The sequence below is a fragment of the Octadecabacter sp. B2R22 genome, assembly GCF_018861045.1.
Classification (GTDB): domain Bacteria; phylum Pseudomonadota; class Alphaproteobacteria; order Rhodobacterales; family Rhodobacteraceae; genus Octadecabacter.
In genome coordinates this window covers 981807-1002804 of record NZ_JAHKQJ010000007.1, presented here as the reverse complement: position 1 = coordinate 1002804, position 20998 = coordinate 981807, and the positions used below count along the sequence as shown (strand labels likewise).

24 protein-coding genes and 1 tRNA gene are annotated in these 20998 nt (G+C 57.0%); 12 read left to right on the top strand and 13 right to left on the bottom strand.

Translation table 11 applies throughout. The features are described 5' to 3' along the window. Positions 1 to 73: 73 nt before the first annotated feature. Positions 74 to 271, top strand: a complete 198-nt coding sequence (locus KO486_RS10395) for a hypothetical protein (RefSeq protein WP_216037155.1) — start codon at positions 74 to 76, stop codon at positions 269 to 271. A 68-nt stretch (positions 272 to 339) separates the two neighbouring features. Continuing rightward, positions 340 to 1764: a GGDEF domain-containing protein gene (locus tag KO486_RS10390; RefSeq protein ID WP_216037154.1), complete on the top strand. Its 1425-nt coding sequence runs from the start codon at positions 340 to 342 to the stop codon at positions 1762 to 1764. Between the two features lie 12 nt (positions 1765 to 1776). Here the strand turns inward: KO486_RS10390 and KO486_RS10385 are convergent, their stop codons facing one another. The 8 genes from KO486_RS10385 to KO486_RS10350 form a co-directional block, all read right to left on the bottom strand. Further along, positions 1777 to 2853: a 2'-deoxycytidine 5'-triphosphate deaminase gene (locus tag KO486_RS10385; RefSeq protein WP_216037153.1), complete on the bottom strand. Its 1077-nt coding sequence runs from the start codon at positions 2851 to 2853 to the stop codon at positions 1777 to 1779. Positions 2854 to 2919: 66 nt separating this feature from the next. Beyond that, positions 2920 to 2996 (bottom strand) — tRNA-Pro (locus KO486_RS10380). A gap of 64 nt (positions 2997 to 3060) precedes the next feature. Beyond that, positions 3061 to 3828, bottom strand: coding sequence for a MerR family transcriptional regulator (locus tag KO486_RS10375; RefSeq protein ID WP_216037152.1), 768 nt, complete (start codon positions 3826 to 3828; stop codon positions 3061 to 3063). A gap of 11 nt (positions 3829 to 3839) precedes the next feature. After that, positions 3840 to 4139 (bottom strand): integration host factor subunit alpha, encoded by a 300-nt coding sequence (gene ihfA / locus KO486_RS10370; protein WP_216037151.1) that lies wholly within the window; start codon positions 4137 to 4139, stop codon positions 3840 to 3842. 94 nt (positions 4140 to 4233) lie between these two features. Beyond that, positions 4234 to 5205: a beta-ketoacyl-ACP synthase III gene (locus tag KO486_RS10365; RefSeq protein WP_216037150.1), complete on the bottom strand. Its 972-nt coding sequence runs from the start codon at positions 5203 to 5205 to the stop codon at positions 4234 to 4236. An 8-nt stretch (positions 5206 to 5213) separates the two neighbouring features. Next, complete coding sequence (gene plsX, locus KO486_RS10360) at positions 5214 to 6305, bottom strand: phosphate acyltransferase PlsX (protein WP_216037149.1); 1092 nt, start codon at positions 6303 to 6305, stop codon at positions 5214 to 5216. A 30-nt stretch (positions 6306 to 6335) separates the two neighbouring features. Next, positions 6336 to 6542, bottom strand: a complete 207-nt coding sequence (gene rpmF, locus KO486_RS10355; protein WP_216037148.1) for a 50S ribosomal protein L32 — start codon at positions 6540 to 6542, stop codon at positions 6336 to 6338. A gap of 185 nt (positions 6543 to 6727) precedes the next feature. Continuing rightward, positions 6728 to 7291, bottom strand: a complete 564-nt coding sequence (locus KO486_RS10350; RefSeq protein WP_216037147.1) for a DUF177 domain-containing protein — start codon at positions 7289 to 7291, stop codon at positions 6728 to 6730. Positions 7292 to 7380: 89 nt separating this feature from the next. Between KO486_RS10350 and bamE the strand changes: the two genes are divergently transcribed. The 3 genes from bamE to KO486_RS10335 all read left to right on the top strand — a co-directional run bounded on the left by bamE (position 7381) and on the right by KO486_RS10335 (position 10540). After that, positions 7381 to 7842 (top strand): outer membrane protein assembly factor BamE, encoded by a 462-nt coding sequence (gene bamE, locus KO486_RS10345; RefSeq protein WP_216037146.1) that lies wholly within the window; start codon positions 7381 to 7383, stop codon positions 7840 to 7842. 42 nt (positions 7843 to 7884) lie between these two features. Next, positions 7885 to 8661: a GNAT family N-acyltransferase gene (locus tag KO486_RS10340; protein ID WP_216037145.1), complete on the top strand. Its 777-nt coding sequence runs from the start codon at positions 7885 to 7887 to the stop codon at positions 8659 to 8661. Positions 8662 to 8731: 70 nt separating this feature from the next. After that, positions 8732 to 10540: an ATP-binding cassette domain-containing protein gene (locus KO486_RS10335; protein WP_216037144.1), complete on the top strand. Its 1809-nt coding sequence runs from the start codon at positions 8732 to 8734 to the stop codon at positions 10538 to 10540. On the opposite strand, the gene KO486_RS10330 is transcribed toward KO486_RS10335, so the two are convergent. Beyond that, entirely contained in the window at positions 10537 to 10803 is a 267-nt protein-coding gene (locus KO486_RS10330) for a hypothetical protein (RefSeq protein ID WP_216037143.1), read from the bottom strand. The genes KO486_RS10335 and KO486_RS10330 overlap by 4 nt on opposite strands. 52 nt (positions 10804 to 10855) lie before the next feature. Next, positions 10856 to 11674, bottom strand: a complete 819-nt coding sequence (gene mazG, locus KO486_RS10325) for a nucleoside triphosphate pyrophosphohydrolase (RefSeq protein ID WP_216037142.1) — start codon at positions 11672 to 11674, stop codon at positions 10856 to 10858. 63 nt (positions 11675 to 11737) lie between these two features. Between mazG and KO486_RS10320 the strand changes: the two genes are divergently transcribed. From KO486_RS10320 to KO486_RS10290, 7 genes are all read left to right on the top strand, one after another. Continuing rightward, entirely contained in the window at positions 11738 to 12907 is a 1170-nt protein-coding gene (locus KO486_RS10320) for a M20 aminoacylase family protein (protein WP_216037141.1), read from the top strand. Beyond that, a complete protein-coding gene (gene speB / locus KO486_RS10315; RefSeq protein ID WP_216037140.1) occupies positions 12908 to 13870 on the top strand; it encodes an agmatinase in 963 nt (320 codons plus the stop codon). Further along, a complete protein-coding gene (speB, locus tag KO486_RS10310) occupies positions 13867 to 14814 on the top strand; it encodes an agmatinase (RefSeq protein WP_216037139.1) in 948 nt (315 codons plus the stop codon). The genes speB (KO486_RS10315) and speB (KO486_RS10310) overlap by 4 nt, the downstream gene beginning before the upstream one ends. Before the next feature lie 19 nt (positions 14815 to 14833). Beyond that, a complete protein-coding gene (locus tag KO486_RS10305; protein ID WP_216037138.1) occupies positions 14834 to 15280 on the top strand; it encodes a DUF1499 domain-containing protein in 447 nt (148 codons plus the stop codon). A 17-nt stretch (positions 15281 to 15297) separates the two neighbouring features. Next, a complete protein-coding gene (prfA, locus tag KO486_RS10300) occupies positions 15298 to 16353 on the top strand; it encodes a peptide chain release factor 1 (protein ID WP_216037137.1) in 1056 nt (351 codons plus the stop codon). Then, the gene (gene prmC / locus KO486_RS10295; protein ID WP_216037136.1) at positions 16350 to 17168 is read left to right on the top strand and encodes a peptide chain release factor N(5)-glutamine methyltransferase; all 819 of its coding nucleotides are present in this window, start codon (positions 16350 to 16352) and stop codon (positions 17166 to 17168) included. Before prfA ends, prmC begins: the two co-directional genes overlap by 4 nt. Before the next feature lie 187 nt (positions 17169 to 17355). Beyond that, positions 17356 to 17889, top strand: a complete 534-nt coding sequence (locus KO486_RS10290; protein WP_216037135.1) for a DUF4167 domain-containing protein — start codon at positions 17356 to 17358, stop codon at positions 17887 to 17889. A 69-nt stretch (positions 17890 to 17958) separates the two neighbouring features. Here the strand turns inward: KO486_RS10290 and rsmA are convergent, their stop codons facing one another. Genes rsmA through KO486_RS10275 form a run of 3 tightly spaced genes read right to left on the bottom strand, consistent with a single transcriptional unit; the run spans position 17959 to position 20974 of the window. After that, on the bottom strand, positions 17959 to 18798 hold the full coding sequence (gene rsmA, locus KO486_RS10285; RefSeq protein ID WP_216037134.1) for a 16S rRNA (adenine(1518)-N(6)/adenine(1519)-N(6))-dimethyltransferase RsmA: 840 nt from the start codon (positions 18796 to 18798) through the stop codon (positions 17959 to 17961). Next, positions 18795 to 19754, bottom strand: coding sequence for a 4-hydroxythreonine-4-phosphate dehydrogenase PdxA (gene pdxA, locus KO486_RS10280; protein WP_216037133.1), 960 nt, complete (start codon positions 19752 to 19754; stop codon positions 18795 to 18797). The genes rsmA and pdxA overlap by 4 nt, the downstream gene beginning before the upstream one ends. A 2-nt stretch (positions 19755 to 19756) precedes the next feature. After that, a complete protein-coding gene (locus KO486_RS10275) occupies positions 19757 to 20974 on the bottom strand; it encodes a peptidylprolyl isomerase (protein ID WP_216037132.1) in 1218 nt (405 codons plus the stop codon). Positions 20975 to 20998 lie beyond the last annotated feature (24 nt).

The following is a 20998-nucleotide window of genomic DNA, read 5'->3' as shown; positions in this document are numbered from 1 at the left end:
CGAAATTTCCTGAGAAAACTTGGGAAATGGGCTGATTACGACTATGTAGGTCCCAATGATCGGAGAATGATCCATGGAACGACTTCTGAATATGATCCTGCGACGCCTTATGAATAAGGGCATTAACAGCGGTATGCGGGCGATGTCCAAGCGCGGACAAAGTGACAGTGATGAAAGCCAAGAGGCGCGTAAAATGAACCGCCAAGGCCAGCAAAACACCCGTGGACTGCGCCAAGCGACGCGCATGTTGCGCCGTATCAGTAAGTTCTAATTGCGCCATTAGTGATTTTTTCAGCATCGGCATTGCATAAAACCCCTGATTGAAATCAGGAGGCTGCCATGCCGTTCATTCAAACTGCAAATTCACATCCGAAAACTCGGTGCGATGGATCGGTTACCCTGATCCGTCAAGCATTACGGCTGCGCATTCCGCTGGCCGTTGCCGCGATGACGTTTGCAGGGCTTGGTTTGGTGGTCAATCGACTTGGACCAAATGTCCTTGGCGGCTTTTTTGACGGGGCGGCATCTACCCACCCCATGACGGCCTATTGTTTGTTCGCGCTTGGCTACTGGGTTGTGCGGATGAAACGGTTTGGTCATGTCTCGTTTGGGCGCAACCTTGTCGCGGGGATGGTTTTGATGTTCTGCACCGCGCGGGTGATGAGCGCGGCACTCTCGGCCTTGGCCGGCGCGCCTCCGCTTGCGGTTTTCGGGCCCGCGGGGCCCTTTAGTGGATATTTCAGCGTCGAAGCCGCCATGGCACTCGGGGCTTTTGCGGCAGCCGCCCTCGCGCGCCGCAACCATGGCCGTATTGGCATGGCGTTTCTGATTTGCGGCTTGGGTGTGGTTTACAACACCGTGGTTGAGGTCGCATATGGGGTGACCTTTTTCCGTGGTGAGGTCAGCTTGTTTACCCAGCTGGGGTTGATCGCAGCCGCAATTGCAATGCTGAGCGTTTATGTAAACCGCCCGTTTGTGCGCGTCTCGTTTTTGGTGGGGGATTTGGGCAGTCAAACCCGCATGATGGCAGCCGCAGCGACGGTGGTTCCGCTTTTGGGCGGCTTTGTTCTACATGCCATCATGCCGATTGGTACAAACGGGTTTCCCGCTGAGGCCGCGATGACGTCCGCGGTGACATGGACGCTGTTGGTGATCCTGTTTGGCTCGTCCGCGCGATTGGAAAGCACAGCGGCATGGCGCAGGCGCGTTGAACGCGAAATCGCCATGCAAAGCCGGATCGATCCGCTCACCAAAGCGTTGAATCGGTTTGGGATGATGGAAACCATGGAAGGTGCGTGGCTCAGCCATCGCAGTGCCGGAGAGATGTTTGGACTCATTCTTGTCGACCTGGATTATTTTCAGCGCCTGAATGACACGTTTGGACATGACACAGCAGATGACGCGCTTGCGCGGGTCTCGGCGACGTTGTTGCCGCAACTGCGTGACACCGATGCAATGGGGCGTTGGGGGCAAGGTGAGTTCATGATTCTTCTCAAGATCAAGGAACCAAGCGATCTTAAGATCGTGGTTACACGCTTGCGCCGCGCCATTGAAAACATGGAAAGCCAGTTTGCTGCGGGGCTTGATGGAATGCCAGCTCAGATCACGGCCTCTTTCGGGGTGAGCGAGATTCTTGAAAGTGATCATGGACCATCAGACGCCGTCAGCCGTGCGGATCTTGCCCTTACATGGTCTAAAGACGCGCGTGATAAGGCTCTTGATCGTCAGATCGAACGGCCAACCGCGCACGCGGCAGTTGCTTAATAGAATGTCTTGTTAGGATTTGAAATGTTTAGATAATTTTAGGCCCTGGCCTTGATAGTTTGATTTGATGTCTTGGCCATAAAGCGCCGCAGGTGTCTGAGACATGTGCTCATAGACCAAACGCCCGACGACCTGACCGTGTTCCAACACAAAAGGCGCCTCATGGCAGCGGACTTCAAGAACGCCGCGTGATCCGGATCCTCCGGCGCTGTCCCATCCAAAGCCGGGGTCAAAGAAGCCCGCATAATGGACGCGAAATTCACCAACCATCGCAAGATAGGGAGCCATTTCCGCTGCGCAATCTGGTGGGATGGCGATGGATTCTCGGCTGACCAGAATATAAAACGCACCGGGGTCGAGGATGATGCGCCCCTCAGTCGTGTGCACTTCTTCCCAAAAATCTGCGGGGTCATAGTGGTTCAGCTGCGACAGATCGATGACGCCTGTGTGGGGTTTCGCGCGATACCCGACGAGGTCCCCTTCGTGTGGCAAAAGGTCGACCGAAAACCCGAGGCCGTCGGAGATGACGGCGTCACCGTCTACGATTGGGGTCTTGGCGTGCAAGGCGACGAGTTCTTCATCAGACATAAAGGATTTGCCCTGACGAAAGATGATCTGATTCAACATCAAGCCGGGTTTTACCAAAACAGAAAACGAACGGGGGCAGATTTCTACGAACAACGGGCCGTCATAGCCCTCTGGCACGCGATCAAATTCAACGCCGTTGTCCGTAATGATCCGCGTCAACAGATCGAGCCGCCCAATTGAGGATTTGGCGCTGGCGGCGGCGGTCATGCCTTGGGGCAGGGACAAGCGTTCCATCAGGGGAACGACATAGACGCAGCCTTTTTCAAGGACCGCCCCATCTGTCAGGTCAATCTCGTGCATGGTGAATTGCTCAAGGCGTTCGCTGACATTGTGGCCGCGCCCCGCAAGGAAAGACGCGCGCACACGGTAAGCGCGGGTCCCAAGACGTAGATCAAGGGACGCGGGTTGCACCTGACCGGTCTGAAACACGTCGGTCGCGCCAATTGCGCCCGTTTGCATGAGCATTTCGATTTGGGTGTCAGAAAGAACGCCTGTTTTCATGTCAAACCTTTGATCTTGGTGCAAAAACGCCCACCAACGCAAAAGCGTGGCGGGCGGTTTTGAAGTTGGTCGGGCTAGCAGGACTCGAACCTGCGACCTTCCGTCCCCCAGACGGACGCGCTACCAGGCTGCGCCATAGCCCGACTTGGAGCACGTCATATCGCATATGTGCGGTAGGGCAAGGCGTAAAACGCACCAATCGCACGCCTAGCGCGTCTCGATACGGTCGCGCAGTTTCTGCATCCGTGTAAGCAGTGGCGCAATTTCACCAGCGCGTTTGGACAGGCTATCAGCTTGGGTCTTTTGCAGGAGATGGAAGATCCGCGCGGGCGCTTTGCTGTCGCTGTCTGACGGATCAGACGGGATGTCCAGTTTGACGACAGGGACAGGGGTGGGCTCTGGATCCGCTGCTGGTTCATCGTCTTGTGCTTTGGCTGGTGTGCTCGCGGATAGGTTCAGAGACAAAGCTGGGCCTTTTGTGTCTTCGGCGGCGGGCGGCAGGCTTACGACATTGGTGGTTCCAACGTCCTTCGATTCTGCCTGTGCCTTCTCGGGCTCAGGGGTCGCTTCTGGCTTTGCGTCGTCTTCAGACGTAGCTTCAACCGGAGCGGCGTCTTCGACGGGAGCCGGTTTATCTGGAGCGGCCTCAACGGGGGTCACATCGACCACGTCTTCTTCTTTTTGGGCTTCGATGGTTTCCAAGATGTCTGCGCCGATAGCGGTTACGTGTTTAACGCCCTGTTCACGCAGAGTTTTTTGCGCACCTTTGATGGTCATTCCATCTTCGTGCAGCAGCTTTTTGATGCCAGCCAGCAGGTGCAGATCACCAGGGCGATAATAGCGTCGCCCGCCCGCCCGCTTTACGGGTTTCACTTGGCTGAATTTGCTTTCCCAAAACCGCAGCACATGCGCAGGGGTGTCCAGCGCATCAGATACTTCGGAGATGGTACGAAAAGCGTCGCGGGATTTAGACATCCCAGCGCCCCTTACTTATTGCCCGCTGCGACGCGGTCTTTCATAAGGTGGCTTGGGCGAAAACTCAGCACGCGGCGTGGTGTGATTGGAACCTCTTCACCAGTCTTTGGGTTACGACCAACGCGGGCAGCTTTGTCGCGAATAGAGAATGTTCCAAACGAAGAAATCTTTACGCTGTCGCCGTTCGCGAGTGCATCCGACATATGTGTCAAAACGCTTTCAACCAGATCGGCGCTTTCGTTGCGCGACAGGCCTACTTCTTCGTGGACGGCGTCGGCAAGATCCATACGCGTAAGTGTCTTATCAGTCATCGTGTCCCCCTGATGTTTCAGCAACATTAGGCTAAGGGGAAAAGATAAGTCAATAACAGGGGCTTGCCTGATGTTGGTTACATCGGAAATCTGCTTACCAGCGTAGAACGACCGCGCCCCATGCCAAGCCACCGCCGATGGCTTCGGCGACGGTCAGGTCACCCTGTTTGATTTGGCCTCGCTCAACCCCGACCGACATGGCGAGAGGGATAGACGCAGCGGATGTATTGCCGTGATCTTGGACTGTGACGACGACTTTATCCATGGAGACGCCAAGCTTCTTAGCCGTGCCTTGGATGATGCGGATGTTTGCCTGATGCGGGACGATCCAGTCAACGTCATCGTGGCCAAGCCCGGCTTTCGTGAGGGCTGTATCGGCAGTTGATGCAAGCTTTTCAACGGCTTGGCGGAAGAGGGCGTTGCCTTGCATTTTGATGAAGCCGGTCTGGTTGGACACCATCCCACCGTCCACATATAGCATATCGCGGTAGCGCCCATCCGAGTTGAGGTCGACGCCAAGGATGCCGCGGTCGCTGGAATCGCCTGTTCCTGACACACCCTCGAGGATCAGCGCACCAGCGCCATCCCCGAACAGCACACAAGTGCCGCGATCCGTGAAGTCCAAGATGCGAGAAAACGTTTCTGCACCAATCACCAAGACGCGTTTGGCCTGACCGGAAATAATCATGCCGTTGGCATTGGCCAAGGCGTACACAAAACCCGCACAGACGGCCTGAATGTCGTAGGCAAACCCTTGGGTCATCCCGAGTTTTTGCTGAATCATCGTGGCGGCAGACGGGAATGTCAGGTCCGGCGTAGAGGTCGCGACGACTACAGCGTCTATGTCGTCGGGCTCAAGCCCCGCCATTTCTAGCGCTTTTTGAGCCGCTTTGGTGCCAAGGTCGGACGTGAATTCGTCGTCGGCTGCAAAATGGCGACGTTCAATACCGGAACGGGTTTTGATCCATTCATCAGTGGTGTCGAGCGTGTCTTCAAAATGGCTGTTTGGAACAACGCGGTCAGGCAGGTAGTGGCCTACGCCACGAACGATTGCACGGATGGTCATTGTATTTGTCAGTCCTTTGCCGCGCTCAGGGCGGTTTCTTCCGTAGCGGCATCTTGGGCAAGGACAGCGGCTGATGCAACCCGCGCGGCCAGCTTGTCTGAAAATCCAGACCGCCCGAGTTGTGCTGCAAGCGTTACAGCGGCGGCAACGCCTGTCGCATCGGCACCTCCGTGGCTTTTGACGACAGTGCCGTTCAGGCCCAGGAAAACCCCACCGTTCACACGGCGCGGGTCGATTTTCTTCTTCAATCGGCCCAAGGACGTTGCGGCGAGCAGGGCGGCAATGCGCGAAAAGGGTGTGGCTTTGAATGCGGAGCGTAGGGAATCAGAAATAAAGTTCGCTGTTCCTTCGCCGGTTTTGAGCGCAATATTGCCGGTGAACCCGTCTGTCACGATGACATCGGCGCGGTTTTTGGGCAAGTCGCCGCCTTCAACGAATCCCACATATTCAAATTCACCACGCGGTGCTGCGTCGCCAATCATTTCATGCGCGACTTTAAGCTCGGCGCGGCCTTTGTGTTCTTCGGTTCCGACGTTCAAAAGACCGACTCTCGGCGTTTCAAGGCCAAGGCCATTTCGCGCGTAAGAGGCTCCCATCAAGGCGTAAGTCAACAAGTCTTCTTCGTCGGCGCGAATGTCAGCGCCCGCATCCAGCATCACATTGAAGCCGACTTTGTTGGTGGAAGGCCATAGGCAGGCAATGGCAGGGCGGTTCACGCCTTCTGCTTTGCGCAGGCGGATCATCGACACCGCCATCAACGCACCGGTGTTGCCGCAGGACACACAAACAGAAGCCGCGCCATCGCGGACGGCGTCAATTGCGGACCACATTGACGTCTTTTTGCCGTGGCGCATCACGTGGGACGGCTTATCGGTCATCGAAACCACATCAGGCGCATCTACGATGGTCACTGAGTCTGAGATTTTTCGCTTGGATACCAAAGGTTTGAGCTGTGGCTTCGGGCCGTGCAGCAAGATTTCAACGTCAGGGTTCTTACGCAAAAACTTAGCAAGGCCCGCGACTACTGGCGCGGGCCCTTCGTCGCCGCCCATGGCGTCGACTGATAATACTAGTGGTGACGTGCTGTCAGAGGCGGACATAGATATCCCTTTCTGACCAAAGCCTATGGCTTATGCTGCGTCGTCGTCCAGATCGATTTCGTCTGCTTGCGCAATAACTTCACGATCAGCGTAAGACCCGCAGGATGGGCATACGTGGTGTGGGCGCTTCAGTTCACCGCAAGATGTGCATTCGTTCGGGTTCGCACCATCAAGAGCGTGGTGGGACCGACGATTGTTGCGGCGGGAGGTAGAGATTTTATTCTGTGGGACAGCCATTGTGACAACCTCGGAGTAGTGGGGCGTATCAAGGATAGACCCGTTTGAATTTCGTTTTCGTATGACGTTCGGACGGGCTTTAGGCCATATGGCGCAACCTGTCGAGTGTCATTTGAAGGAAGGCGCGAACATACTGCGATTCCATTATTTGGCAAGTTCTTTTGCGCGGGTGCGCAGGTGGCGGTTCAACTGTCGTCTTCAGCCTTCTTTTCAAGGCTATCACGCAGCGCACCAAGGCCTGCAAAGGGGCGGGCTTGTTCGTCCGTCATTGCGGTTTTACCTGGTTCGGTAAACATCGCCCGCCCGTCCACGCCGGTTTCAGCGCCGTCTTTGCGCGGATATGCGGGTAGGGACAGTGCGAGTGCCTCGAGTGCGACGTCATAAAGGTCCAGAGTCGCAGGCAGCGGATCGGCGGTGTCATCTTCTGAGATTTGAATTTCATCCTCATCGGGGATGTCGATTTCAGCCGTGTAGCTGCGGATCACTTCTTCGTCGATGCGGGTCGTGACAGGGTCCAGTGTTACAACGCAGGCCTGATGGGCAGTCGCGCCCAAGGTCGCCTCAAGGGCCCAGTCGCGTTTGCCCTTTGGAATAAGGGCGCCTTCGAAACGCAACTTGCGCAGGGCCAGCAAATCCAAAGTTTGTGCCAGTGCTTCGCGCTCTGCCGCATCAGGCGTCAAAGTGAACTGTGTGCGCTTGCGTGAAGGTAGGTCTGCAAATCGAATGGGGTGCCTTGGAAGGTCGGTCATGTGTTGAACCCTTGAATAACGTCGCGTGTTGGCTGTAAATGCGTTAAAAGCCGATAGAAGCCAAGGTGAGATCACAGGTGGGAAATATCATGAGCATTACAACACGCAAAACGCGCGCAGTATTGGCGGGCTGTGTTTTGCTGATGTCGGTCGGCTGCACGACGCTGTACCGCAATCATGGCTATGTCCCAACGGATGAGCAATTGGCCGAAATTTTGGTGGGTGTCGACACACGCGACACCGTGGCAGATGTTGTTGGCCCGCCCACGGCGGCAGGAGTCGCAAACGGTGGCGGGTACTTTTACGTTGAAAGCCGATTCCGTCTGTACGGGCCGCTTGAACCCAAAGAGATTGACCGTGAAGTGGTTGCGATCCGTTTTGATGAAGACGGCGTTGTCAGCAATGTAGAACGCTTTGGTCTCGAAAACGGGCGCATTGTTCCGTTGTCGCGGCGCGTCACACAGGACAACATCCGCGACACCACCTTTATTCGCCAGCTGTTCGGATCACTTGGCCGCTTTAACGCCGGTGACTTCCTCGGTGACAGCTAAGGGCCGTGGCCCGAAGCGGCGTCCGGTTTTGGCGCATGTGAGATGACAAAGCGGTCCTCCACACCGTTACTGCCCGCTTTTGAGCGCAACGGTTATGTTGTTCGGTTTGCCGTAAGCGACGCTGATTTGCGGTCCGCCCAAAAGCTACGACATCTATGTTTTGTTGAACAAGCCGGTTTGCCAGCCCGCGCTGATGGGCGTGACACCGATGGTTTTGATGCGTCCTGTGATCATGTTCTGGTTGAGGATTCGCACGGCCAAGTTTTGGGATGTTTTCGGGTGCAGGTGTTTGGGTCGGGTGCGGCGCTTGGTGATTGCTATGCCTCGCAGTATTATGATCTGGGTCGCTTGTCTCCCTATGATGCGCCGATGGTTGAACTGGGCCGTTTTTGCATTCACCCCGCGTCGACGGATGGCAATGTCGTGCGCATGGCATGGGGCATGTTGGCTGCTTTCGTGGATGCACAAGGGGCGGGGATGTTGTTTGGGTGTTCGTCCTTTGAGGGGGTTGAGGGCACTCGCTATCGCGATGCGTTTGATCTGCTGGCGGACAACTACCTTGCGCCAGCTAACCAAATGCCAAAGGTCAATGCCCCTAAGACATTGTCCTTTGCCAACGATGCAAAACCTATTCAGGATCAACGCAAGGCGCTCGGCCAACTGCCGCCCTTGTTAAAGACTTACCTGACGATGGGCGGCTGGGTCAGTGACCACGCGGTGATCGATCATGAGATGAACACCACCCACGTCTTTACCGGCCTTGAAATCGCATCGATTCCCCCAGCACGGGCGAAAGCACTGCGCGCGATTTTGGGGTAGGCGATAATTAGCCGTTAGATGATGCCGAACTGGGCCTTGCGTGTCGCGTGGCGCGGCGGTAGCAAACCCCATGGCACGCGCACCCCTTTTACAGCTTTCCGAAATCGCCCTGACCTATGGCGGCGATCCTGTTTTTGAAGACCTGTCTTTGGTCGTTCAACCTGGCGACCGAGTCGCTCTGGTAGGGCGCAACGGATCAGGTAAGTCCACGCTTTTGAAAGTGATGGCCGGATTGGTCGAACCAGACAAAGGCGCAGTCACTGTCGCTCCGGGGATGTCCGTTGGCTACATGGAACAGGACCCGACGATGGAAGGGCATGCCACGTTGGGCGATTACGCCTCTAGCGGTATGGATGCGACTGACTCTTGGCGGGTGGATGCTGTGGCCGAGGGTCTTAAATTTGACCCCGCTCGTGATGTGAACGTTGCCTCTGGTGGGGAACGCCGTCGCGCTGCTTTGGCAAAACTCATGGCAGAAGCGCCAGGTTTGATGTTGCTCGACGAGCCGACAAACCACATGGACATCGAAGCGATCCGCTGGCTGGAACGCGAGTTGAGCCAGACCCGCACCGGTTTTGTGCTGATTTCGCACGACCGTGCCTTCCTGAATGCGCTGACACGCGCTACGCTTTGGATTGATCGCGGGCAGGTGCGCCGGCAGGAAAAGGGCTTTAAGCACTTTGAGGAATGGCGCGACAAGGCGTTTGAAGACGAAGACATGCAGCGCCATAAGTTGAACCGTAAAATTAAAGAAGAGGCCCGCTGGGCGGTTGAGGGTATTTCAGCCCGCCGGACCCGCAACCAAGGGCGCCTTCGGGCGTTGCAGGATTTGCGCGCGGAACGGTCTTCGCAGATCAAACGCCAAGGCACGGCGGCTATGGCGCTGGCGGGTGGGGCGAAGTCCGGTAAGAAAGTCATTGATGCAAAAGGTCTGACAAAATCCTTTGATGGAAAGCAGATCGTGAAGGGGTTCGATCTGGATATACAGCGCGGCGACCGGATTGCGTTTGTTGGGCCGAACGGTGTGGGGAAAACCACACTTATCAAGATGTTGTTAGGTGAAGTTGAGCCTGATGAAGGCACCATCAAACTGGGTACTAACCTAGAAATCGCAGTATTCGATCAGGCGCGCGCGCAACTCGATACCGAGCGATCCTTGTGGGACAACCTGACAAGCGATCCAAGCATGGCCGTGAGCGGCAAGTCGGACCAGATTATGGTGCGGGGCCAACCCAAACACGTTGTTGGCTACCTCAAGGAATTCCTGTTTGACGAAGGTCAGGTGCGGGCGCCTGTACGGTCTTTGTCCGGTGGTGAGAAGGCGCGGTTGCTGTTGGCGAAACTTATGGCACAGCCGTCAAATGTGCTGGTTTTGGACGAACCGACCAACGACCTCGACATCGAAACACTGGACCTGTTGCAAGACCTTTTGGGCGAATATGACGGCACTGTTATGCTGGTCAGCCACGATCGTGACTTTATCGACCGCGTGGTGACAACCACGATCGCGATGGAAGGCAACGGGCGCGCCGTGACTTACGCTGGTGGTTGGAGCGATTACCAGGACCAAAAGGCCGAAATCGAAGCCAGCGCACCCAAAGAGACGAAGTCCAAATCGAAGGCCGAGAAAACGACCGCCAAGGAAGAACCAACAACGGGGCTAAGCTTTACTGAAAAGCACCGCCTTGAGGCGCTTCCAGCCGAAATCGCACGCCTTGAGGCAGAAATCGGCAAGCTGGGCGAGCTGATGGCCGATCCGGCATTGTTCACGGATCATCCGGTGAAGTTCCAGAAGGCGACGGATGCCTTGCTGGAACGTCAGGCGAAACTGGATGCCGCTGAGGAAGAGTGGTTAGAGCTGGAAGAGAAGGCGGGTTAGTCGCCTTGCTGCCAAGGTGCTGCGAATATGACCATCAAAGTCATATAAAGCGGGACGAATACCAAGCAGATCATAACCAGTGCCGGAAGCCCCCACGTTGCGGTCGCGAGAACGATGAATGTGGCGAGGATGATCAGGAAGTAGTAAATGTTATCCGCATCGCCAAAGGCGACATCGCGGGCCAACCATCCGAGCAGCGGGATTGAATAGAAGGCACGTTGGTGGAACGGCAAGGCGGGCGGGAGGGGTGTCAGAATACTCATATCGTGGATGTAACTTTAAATCCGACAGGTTGAATGCGGCGCGGCGCCGCATCTACTGCTTTTCGATCTGTTTCGCCTCGTCCCAGAGGGCATCCATTTCAGCCAAGTCACTTTCTGACGGTGTTTTCCCACGTTTGGCCAGTAAATCTTCGACGGTTTCAAACCGCCGTTGGAATTTTGCATTGGCGGCGCGCAAGGCATCTTCGGGGTTTACGTTGAGGTGACGGGCAAGGTTGGCCATCACGAACAGCAAATCGCCGACTTCTTCGGTGACTTCTTCGTGTGTCAGGCTGTCGCGCGCTTCGACCACTTCGGCGGCTTCTTCGGCGATTTTATCAATCACATGCCCCACATCAGGCCAGTCAAACCCAACCCGTGCCGCACGTTTTTGCAGCTTGAGCGCCCGCAGCAGCGCAGGCAGGCCGATAGCGACACCGTCTAGTGTGCGGTCCTCATTGCGATCTGCACGTTCTGCGGCTTTGATCTTTTCCCAATCGGCGGTTTGTTGGTCGGCAGATTTATCGCGGGATTCGTCGCCAAACACATGAGGGTGACGCGCGACCATTTTGTCAGACATCGTGCGGGCCACATCGCTGAAATTAAATGCACCGGCATCATCCGCCATCTGGGCGTGAAACACCGACTGAAACAGCAAATCCCCCAGCTCTCCGCGCAGATCATCCATGTCGCCACGCTCAATCGCATCCGCGACCTCATAGGCTTCTTCAATCGTGTAGGGGGCGATGGTTCGAAATGTTTGTTCGATGTCCCAAGGGCACCCTGTTTCTGGGTCGCGCAGGGCGCGCATGATCGCCAAGAGGCGGTCCATTTGCTGTTCGGGATCGGTCGAATAAATCAGGTCGTCGGCCATATTGTGAGTGCGCTCCATAACTGTCAGAGTGACGCTATCCAGCCCGTGAACGAAGGTCCACCCATGCCCATCATCAACCGTATTTCCGCCTTTTCCGAAGACATGACTGAATGGCGCAGACACCTGCACAAGCATCCCGAATTGGGACAACAATGCCATGAAACCGCGGCTTACGTCGTGGATCGGCTACGTGAATTCGGGATTGAGGAGATCCACGAGGGGATCGCCATTTCGGGGGTTGTTGCGATTATCCAAGGGCGCTCTGAGGGGCGCACTATTGGATTGCGTGCGGATATGGATGCGCTGCCGATTACCGAAACCACAGGGGCTGAATGGGCGTCTGTGAATGACGGTAAAATGCACGCATGCGGCCATGATGGACATACCACGATGTTGCTTGGTGCGGCGAAATACTTGGCCGAAACCCGCAATTTCGCAGGCCGCATTGCGCTGATCTTTCAACCCGCCGAAGAAGTCGGCGGTGGCGCTGAACTGATGGTCGAAGAGGGTGTGTTAGAGCGTTTTGACATTTCCGAGGTCTATGCGCTTCATAATATGCCAGGCACGCCCGTGGGCCAGTTTTACACCACGCCAGGGCCGATTATGGCGTCCGTTGACACGTTTCATGTGGACATCAAGGGCGTCGGGGGGCACGGGGCCTATCCGCACGAAACCCGCGACCCGATCACGGCTGCGTTGTCGATTGCGCAGGCGATGTCCACCATCGTCAGTCGGAACCACTATGCGCTCAATGATTTGGTCGTGTCGGTGACGATGATTCATGCTGGGACGGCCGATAACATCATTCCAGAAACCGCCTATTTGGGCGGGACCGTTCGCACGTTCGACAAAGACGTCAAAGCAATGGTGAAACACCGCATGAGCGAAATTGTTGCGGGGCAGGCGGCGTCTTTCGAGGTTGAGGCCACATTGCGCTACGACGAAGGCTACCCGGCAACGATTAACGCGCCAGATCAGACAGCCTTTGCGACCGAGGTGGCCCGTGAGGTCGCGGCAGAAGGGCAGGTTTGCGATACGGCCACGCGGGAAATGGGCGCAGAGGACTTCGCGTATTTCCTTGAGAAAACGCCGGGGTCTTATTTGTTTATCGGCAACGGGGACACGGCGGGACTGCACCAGCCTGATTTTGATTTTGATGATGCGACCGCGCCCTACGGTGCGTCGTTCTTTGCACGCATTGCGGAACGCGCTTTGCCGCTGGAGGGTGCGTAATTGGCTTTGGAAGATGCGAAAGGTCAGATTGATCTGGCGTTCACCCGCGATGATCTGAAGGGTGCTGCGTTCGAGAATACATTTGGCGGTGCGACGTCGTTTCTGCGGCGCAAATACACCAAGGATTTGCAGGGCGCTGACCTTGCGGTGACGGGTATTCCGTTTGATCAAGCGGTCACAAACCGCCCCGGCACGCGGTTTGGTCCGCGCGCGATCCGAGAGGCGAGCACATTGCAGCCATATGATCCGCCCTATGGCTGGGGCTTTGATCCACTAGCAGAATTCGCCATCGCGGATTACGGCGATCTGGCGTTTGATTATGCCAATGTCGCGGGCACGCCAGCCGCGATTGAGGCGCATATCGCCGGCATTTTGGCACAAGATGTGGGTACGGTAACGCTGGGCGGGGATCACTTTATCACCCTGCCAATCCTGAAAGCCTACGCTGCGAAATACGGCCCCCTTGGAGTGATCCAGTTTGATGCGCATTCTGACCTTTGGGCAGATGACGACATGGATCGCGTCGATCATGGGACGTTCATGTATAAGGCGGTGAAATTGGGTTTGGTGGACCCCGCGCGATCTGTGCAGATTGGCATTCGCACGGAATGCGATGACTACCTTGGTATTCGATACCTTGATGCCCGAACGTGCCACGAAAAAGGCACTGATTGGGTGGCGCAAACGGCAAAGGATATCGTAGGCGACGGCGCGGCCTATGTGACTTTTGATATCGACGGTCTGGACCCTGCATTTGCCCCCGGAACGGGGACGCCTGTTTGGGGCGGATTGGCGAGCTGGCAGGCTGCCGCGATCTTGCGGGACCTTGCTGGCATTAACATGGTGGGCGGCGATGTTGTTGAGGTGTCTCCGCCCTATGATCCCTCGGGCATCACCGCCGTGGCGGGGGCGCATGTGGCATTTGAATTGTGTTGTCTCAATTTGTGGAACAAAAGAACATGAATGAATTCAATCAACCTGTAAGCGGTAATGACCTTGCGCGGTTTTCTGGGCCGCAAACATTTATGCGATTGCCCGAAGTCGAAACCGCCGAAGGGCTGGATGTCGGGTTCGTTGGCATTCCGATGGACATCGGTACAAGCTGGCGATCTGGCACACGGTTTGGGCCCAAACAACTGCGCCAAGAAAGCGCGATGATCCGGCCTTATAACATCCAGACGGGGGCTGCTCCGTTTGACAGTTTGCAGTGCGCGGACCTTGGCGACATTGCGATCAATACGTTTTCTTTGGCGGATAGTTTGTCAATTATTCAAAAGACTTACGAAGATATCCTAAAGTATCCGGTCATCCCTATGGGGCTGGGTGGCGATCATTCTATGACGCTGCCAATCCTGCGCGCGATGGCCAAAAAGCACGGACCACTCGCGCTTGTGCATGTTGATGCACACGCTGACGTGAATGACGAGATGTTCGGCGAACGTGAAACCCACGGCACAGTGTTTCGCCGTGCCTATGAGGAAGGTATCCTTGTGCCCAACAAGGTCTGGCAAATCGGCCTACGTGGCACGGGGTACACCGCCGAGGATTTCACCGAGGCTGCAGGTTGGGGCTTTAACCAACGCCTTGCCGCGGATCTTTGGCACAAGCCGTTGGATACGTTGGGCCGCGAAATCGTGGCGTCGATCGGGGACCAGCCGTGTTATTTCACCTATGATATCGACAGCCTCGACCCTAGCTTTGCGCCCGGAACAGGCACGCCAGAAATCGGCGGGCTGACGACAATGCAGGCGATGCAATTGATCCGGAACCTTAAGGGGTTGAATATCGTCGGCGGTGATCTGGTTGAGGTGTCGCCCCCCTATGATACGACGGGCAACACCGCGTTGACGGGGGCCAATATCATGTTCGAGATGCTCAGCATTCTACCGGGTGTGAAGTACCGCTAGATTTACGAAGGACGGCGATATGAAATGGATTGTCTTCGGGCTCCTCTGGGCCCTGCTTGGATCTGTGATCTACATTCGTATGAAACGGATCAAGCCTGAGGTTTGGCATGACACCAAACTGCCTGTCATGAAACCCGGTGAATACCCAAAGGACAGCGGCATTGTCGTGCAACGCCCTTTGGAGGGCGATGGTCTTGCGACACTGGCGGCGCTGGATGAAATCATTCGCGCAACGCCACGCACCCACGCCATCGCGGGGCAGGTGGCTGAAGGCAAGATAACTTATGTCACACGCAGCCGCGTTGTTGGGTTTCCAGATTTTACGACTGTGACGCTTGCTCAGCTTCCGGCCACGCAGACAAGTAGCTTGCAGATTTTTGGGCGGCTGCAATTCGGGCAGAAGGATTTTGGCGTTAACGCTGCGCGGGTTAAGGGGTGGTTGGCCCAGCTTGACGCCACGCGATGAACCGCTAAACCCAAGCTATGATACCTAATGAACGCCTCTTGCAAATCACCGAACGTTTCGAATTCCTAGAAGCCCGCATGGGCGAGGGGCTCGGCGGGGATGAATTCGTCGCCGTCAGCCGCGAGTACGCCGAATTGCGCCCCGTGGTTGAAGTCGTGCGTGAATATCAGGCGCTGACAAGCGAGATTGAGGGGGCAGAAGCAATGCTGTCAGACCCCGAGATGAAAGAGCTCGCAGAGATGGAACTGCCGGACCTACGTGAGCGGTTGCCCGAGGTTGAGCAGGCCGTAAAGCTGGCGTTGATCCCGAAAGATGACGCGGATGGTAAGCCTGCGCTGCTTGAAATTCGCCCTGGAACAGGCGGCGACGAAGCGGCGCTGTTTGCAGGCGATTTGTTGAGAATGTACAACCGCTACGCTGAAAACCGTGGTTGGAAGTTTGAAATTATTGAAGAAAGCCAATCGGAATTGGGCGGCATCAAGGAAGCGACCGCGCGCATTTCTGGGGCTAATGTCTTTGGTCGGATGAAATACGAAAGCGGTGTGCATCGTGTTCAGCGCGTGCCTGAGACCGAAAGCGGCGGCCGGGTGCATACATCGGCGGCGACGGTTGCGGTGCTGCCTGAAGCTGAAGATGTGGACATCCAGATCAACGCAAATGACATCCGTATTGATACAATGCGCGCATCTGGGTCAGGCGGCCAGCACGTGAACACGACCGATTCCGCCGTGCGCATTACCCACTTACCATCGGGTATCGTGGTGACGTCATCCGAGAAATCCCAGCACCGCAACCGCGAGATCGCGATGCAGGTTCTTAAGACACGGCTTTATGATGCAGAGCGCCAAAAGCTGCATGACGAACGAAGCGCGGATCGCGCATCGCAGGTGGGGTCAGGGGATCGCTCTGAACGCATCCGTACCTACAATTTTCCGCAGGGGCGCATGACGGACCACCGGATAAACCTGACGCTCTATAAACTGGACGCCGTGATGCAAGGTGATCTGGACGAAGTCATCGATGGGCTTATCCAAGACGCGCAAGCCACCGCGCTGGCGGAGATGGGCGGGTGAACGAAGCTGCGCTGCTTGCAGAGGCTAGGCAGGTTTTGCAGGACGCAGGCATCGGCGATCCTCTGCGTGAAGCGCGCCTGTTATGGCGGGCCTCCTTCCCAAAGCGATACGAGGATTATGATGACGCAATGGCTGGGGGGCGGATCGCGACATTTCGAGATTTAGTCGCACGCCGCGCAGCGCGTGAGCCGATGTCGCACCTTACGGGGCGCCGCGATTTCTACGAGCATCAGTTTGAGGTCAATGCCAACGTGCTGGACCCACGCCCCGACACCGAAAGTTTGGTCATCGCCGCTTTGGAACAGCCGTTTGAACGGGTGTTGGATATGGGCACGGGGTCGGGCTGCATTTTATTGAGCCTGTTGGCCGCGCGGCCTCAGGCGACAGGCGTCGGATCAGACCTAGCAGACGAAGCCTTGGTTGTGGCCGCTCGCAATACAGCATCGCTGGAGTTGGATCACCGGACCAGTTTGATCGTTTCGGACTGGTATGGTGATGTGGAGGGACCGTTTGATCTGATTGTGTCTAATCCACCCTATATCGCGGCGGACGAAATGGCGGGGCTGTCGCCGGAGCTGTCTTATGAGCCGCGCATGGCGCTGACGGACGAAGGCGACGGGCTGTCTTGTTATCGGACTATTGCAGCGGGAGCGCCGGAGCATTTGAACGCTGGTGGCTGGCTTATGGTCGAGATCGGGCCGACTCAGGCGGAGGCTGTCATGGCGATGTTTAGAGCCGCCGGATTGCTGAACGTAGAGATTCGCCAAGACCTTGATGCCCGTGACCGTGTGATTTTGGGCCAAAAGCCGCTTTAACCGCAGGAAATATTGCCAGATTCAAAGAATCTACTTGCGATTAACCCCTTGTGGGGCATAGTCAAAGGCGTCCGAAGGGCTGGGCTGCTCGCCCCTTTTCGGACTTAGCCAGAACATCGCCGGCACATCATTGCGTTTCACATGAGGTGAGACCAGGCCGCGACAGAGAATAAGCTGGAATTTCTGTATGAAGTCTTCTCGATCCCGTTCGCGGAATAAGAACCGCAACAACAATCGCCCGTCAGGCGGCAATATCGTCAACCGTGTGTTTGACAGCAGCGGCCCTGAGGGGAAGGTGCGCGGCACGCCGCAGCAGATCGTTGAGAAGTATACGCAGTTGCACCGCGATGCGATCCTGTCAAACGACCGTGTGAACGCCGAGAATTTCGCCCAGCACGCTGAGCACTATACGCGCATGCTCGCCGAGGCTCAAAAAGAGATCGACGCAAAGCGCGAAGAGCAAGAAAAGCAGAACCGTGACCGCCAAGTGGAACGGGACCGTGAACGCAATGAGCGTTTGAAGGCCCAAGAAGAAGCCGCAGCCGCGGCGCCTGCGCCCGCAGAGGGCAGCGAACAACCGGCCGTCGAAGACGCGGGCCTGGTCGAAACACCAGAAGAAGCACCCAAACGGCGCCGCACGCGCAAGCCTAAACCAAAGCCCGAGCAAGGCGAGCTTCCCGTAAGCGATGCCCAGCCGGACGCACCGGAAGCCGCAGAATAGCAAAAAGGCCCTCAGTTTCTGGGGGCCTTTTTTAGTTGGGGGCGGGCAGGCTCAAAATGGCCGCTGTGCCTATTCGGATTTGAGGCTGCGTGCCAAGGCGCAGAACCGTTCCACGTCTATCTGTTCTGCTCGATCTGTTGGCTTGATATCAGCGGCGATAAGATGGTCTTCGATATCCGCGCTGAGCCCCTTCAACGAGGAACGCAGCATCTTACGACGTTGGTTGAACGCTGTGGCGGTGACGTGTTGCAACATCTTCGAGTCCGCCGGAAAGCGCGGTTCTGGCAGGGCGGTCAGGTGAACCACGGCGCTGGACACTTTCGGAGGAGGGGAGAATGCTTCCGGTGGGAGGTTCATCACGATCTTCGCATCCGTGCGCCACTGAGACAGAATCGCAAGGCGACCGTAGGCTTTGGACCCTGGTTCGGCCGTGATGCGTTGCGCGACTTCGCGTTGGAACATCAGTGTCAGGCTGTCCCAGAACGGTGGCCACTCTGGCGGCGTAAGCCAGCGCACCAGCAGTTCGGTTCCGATGTTGTAGGGCAGGTTGGCCGCAACGCGGATCGGGGGCGTCAGGTGGTCAAGCGGATTGATGTCCAACGCGTCGCCCAACATGACCGAAAAGCGGTCGGGGTAGGCCGCCTCGACCTCGGCCAATGCGGGCAGGCAGCGTTCGTCTTTTTCGATGGCTAGGACGCGGCGGGCGCCTTCGGACAATAGGCCACGTGTGAGGCCGCCGGGGCCGGGGCCAATTTCCAGGACGTCATGATCTTCGTTGCGGCCCGACAAGCGCGCAATTTTGGCCGTGAGGTTGAGATCGAGCAGAAAGTTCTGCCCGAGCGACTTTTTCGCGGCGAGCCCGTGCGTGTCGATGACGTGTTTCAGTGGGGGTAGGTTGTCGATGCTCATGTGCGGGCCTCACCCATTTGTGCAGCCATGCGCAGCGCGGCAATCATTGATGTGGCGTCGGCTTGCCCTGTGCCTGCGATGTCAAAGGCGGTGCCGTGATCTGGTGATGTGCGCACAAACGGCAGGCCTAAGGTCACGTTCACGCCGCCTGAGAAATCCAGTGTCTTGATCGGGATCAGCGCTTGGTCGTGATACATGCAGATCGCAGCGTCATAGGTTGCGCGTGCGCCTGCATGAAACATCGTATCGGCGGACAGTGGTCCTGCGATGTCCAGACCTTCGGCGCGCAGGGCGTTCAGGGTCGGGGTAATCATCTCGATCTCTTCCATGCCCATCTTGCCGCCTTCGCCTGCGTGGGGGTTTAGCCCCGCAACGGCAAGTCGTGGTTTAGCAATGGCGAAATCGCGGATCAGCGCCGCGTGGGTGATCAGGATCGTGTCCGTCAGCAAGGCCGCCGTCAGTTGTTCAGGAACGTCTGCAACGGGAATGTGGATCGTCGTTGGAACCACGCGCAACATGTCCGAGGCGAGCATCATCACGACGTTGTCGCGCCCTGCCAATGCAGCCAGATATTCAGTGTGACCGGGGTAGGCGAAACCCGCCCCGTCAATCAGCGCCTGTTTGTGGATCGGGGCTGTGCAGACCGCAGAGGCCTCACCGGATTGAACCAGCGCCACGGCATCGGCAATCGCATCAATGACACCTTGAGCGTGGGCAGGATTGGGTTGGCCTGCGACAGCGGTGGGGCCAAAATCCCGTTGCAGAACAGGAAAGCGCGTGGCTGCCGCCGCGTCCGCAACATTGGTGATGGCCTGCCACGGCGTGCCCGTTGGCAGGTGGGTCGGATCGCCGATCCAGACCATCGGAACATCTGCACCGATTGCGTTCCATGCCGCAACGGCGATTTCAGGACCGATACCGGCCGGTTCGCCGCAGCTGATGGCAATGGGGCGCATGGCTATGGGTAGCTGATGTTGGCGGCTGCACGCAGATCTGCCAATAGGGCATCTGCGTAGGTCGTCAGGCGCTGGGTTTGAATCTGATTGCGGATCGTTTCACGATCCACGCCCTCGCCCAATACAGGGGTGCGGCCACACATCATCAAGAACACCAATGTTTCACCGTCAGAGCGGGTCAACACGTATGATGTTTCACCCACGTCCAACTTGGCGAGCTCCATTGCAACATCTTGCGGGATGTCGGAGGGGGGCAGCACGTCCCGTTGCAGTTGTTCTTCTGGCAACCCACGGGCAATGCCGTAAAGGTCATCACAGGTGTCCACACGAGCGTCTACCCGACGGGCCTCAGCAAGGCCGCGGTCGCTCAACCCGCCCGCGATGTAGAATGCGGCATATTCGATTGCGGCGGCTTCGACCGCAGGGCTGGGCACTTCGCGCACACCGCGCATCTGGAACAGGGCCACGCCGTTTGTGATCGGGATCGGGGCGGTGACTTCGCCGGGGGCGAGGTCCAGCAAGAGACCACGCAAGGCGGCGGGGTAGTTGGCGATTGGCAACCAATCCAGGCGTCCGCCATTGGCGCGGGACGGCAGTGCCGAAACGCGGCGCGCTTCGGCCTCGAATGTTGCGGTGGATGTGGTCTGTGCGATGCGGTTTGCCGTGGCAATCGCGGCTTGGGCGCGTGGGGGTGGTGCCGGAATGATGATTTCAGACAAGAGCACTTCGATGCTGGATGCGCCGCCAGATTGGCCCAAAGCCTGATCGATGTCGGCTTCGCTGACTTGTGCACGGTTTGAATAGCGGTTGCGGATGTAGTCGCGCCAACTGACGTTCACGCGGACAAAATCGCGGAAGGTTTCTTCGGCGACGCCGGACTGGTTTAGCAGCGTAAGAAACTGGTCAAGCTCAAGATTGGCGCGGCCCGCAAATTCCGCCATCGCACTTGTCAGGCTTTCATTTGAGATGCTTAGGCCGGCGGCGTTCAACGCTTCTAGCTTGAGGCGGTCCTCAACGAGCTGATCGCGGGCGGTTTGTTCCAGATTGCCCGGCGTGCGAAAGGCACGCAGCATGGCAATCCTTTGGTCGATCTCAAATTCGCTGACGACGCTGTCATTGACGACAATGGCGGGCGCAAACTGTGCACTGCCAACCGTTGGAGACAAAAGGGCAGTCGTTGTGGTGATCACACAGATCAAAGCGGGGATCAAAGCGCGCATAGAAAACCTCAATTCTTTCTACTC

Bases quoted from the DNA above. Each gene is read 5' to 3' on its own strand.
- ihfA (WP_216037151.1), bottom strand. From the start codon at position 4,139: ATGACTGATAAGACACTTACGCGTATGGATCTTGCCGACGCCGTCCAC.
- KO486_RS10395 (WP_216037155.1), top strand. From the start codon at position 74: ATGGAACGACTTCTGAATATGATCCTGCGACGCCTTATGAATAAGGGC.
- KO486_RS10365 (WP_216037150.1), bottom strand. From the start codon at position 5,205: ATGACCATCCGTGCAATCGTTCGTGGCGTAGGCCACTACCTGCCTGAC.
- rpmF (WP_216037148.1), bottom strand. From the start codon at position 6,542: ATGGCTGTCCCACAGAATAAAATCTCTACCTCCCGCCGCAACAATCGT.
- KO486_RS10275 (WP_216037132.1), bottom strand. From the start codon at position 20,974: ATGCGCGCTTTGATCCCCGCTTTGATCTGTGTGATCACCACAACGACT.
- KO486_RS10375 (WP_216037152.1), bottom strand. From the start codon at position 3,828: ATGTCTAAATCCCGCGACGCTTTTCGTACCATCTCCGAAGTATCTGAT.
- KO486_RS10335 (WP_216037144.1), top strand. From the start codon at position 8,732: ATGGCACGCGCACCCCTTTTACAGCTTTCCGAAATCGCCCTGACCTAT.
- KO486_RS10290 (WP_216037135.1), top strand. From the start codon at position 17,356: ATGAAGTCTTCTCGATCCCGTTCGCGGAATAAGAACCGCAACAACAAT.
- plsX (WP_216037149.1), bottom strand. From the start codon at position 6,305: ATGTCCGCCTCTGACAGCACGTCACCACTAGTATTATCAGTCGACGCC.
- pdxA (WP_216037133.1), bottom strand. From the start codon at position 19,754: ATGCGCCCCATTGCCATCAGCTGCGGCGAACCGGCCGGTATCGGTCCT.
- KO486_RS10305 (WP_216037138.1), top strand. From the start codon at position 14,834: ATGAAATGGATTGTCTTCGGGCTCCTCTGGGCCCTGCTTGGATCTGTG.
- KO486_RS10385 (WP_216037153.1), bottom strand. From the start codon at position 2,853: ATGAAAACAGGCGTTCTTTCTGACACCCAAATCGAAATGCTCATGCAA.
- KO486_RS10390 (WP_216037154.1), top strand. From the start codon at position 340: ATGCCGTTCATTCAAACTGCAAATTCACATCCGAAAACTCGGTGCGAT.
- KO486_RS10320 (WP_216037141.1), top strand. From the start codon at position 11,738: ATGCCCATCATCAACCGTATTTCCGCCTTTTCCGAAGACATGACTGAA.
- bamE (WP_216037146.1), top strand. From the start codon at position 7,381: ATGAGCATTACAACACGCAAAACGCGCGCAGTATTGGCGGGCTGTGTT.
- rsmA (WP_216037134.1), bottom strand. From the start codon at position 18,798: ATGAGCATCGACAACCTACCCCCACTGAAACACGTCATCGACACGCAC.
- speB (WP_216037139.1), top strand. From the start codon at position 13,867: ATGAATGAATTCAATCAACCTGTAAGCGGTAATGACCTTGCGCGGTTT.
- prfA (WP_216037137.1), top strand. From the start codon at position 15,298: ATGATACCTAATGAACGCCTCTTGCAAATCACCGAACGTTTCGAATTC.
- mazG (WP_216037142.1), bottom strand. From the start codon at position 11,674: ATGGCCGACGACCTGATTTATTCGACCGATCCCGAACAGCAAATGGAC.
- KO486_RS10350 (WP_216037147.1), bottom strand. From the start codon at position 7,291: ATGACCGACCTTCCAAGGCACCCCATTCGATTTGCAGACCTACCTTCA.
- KO486_RS10330 (WP_216037143.1), bottom strand. From the start codon at position 10,803: ATGAGTATTCTGACACCCCTCCCGCCCGCCTTGCCGTTCCACCAACGT.
- KO486_RS10340 (WP_216037145.1), top strand. From the start codon at position 7,885: ATGACAAAGCGGTCCTCCACACCGTTACTGCCCGCTTTTGAGCGCAAC.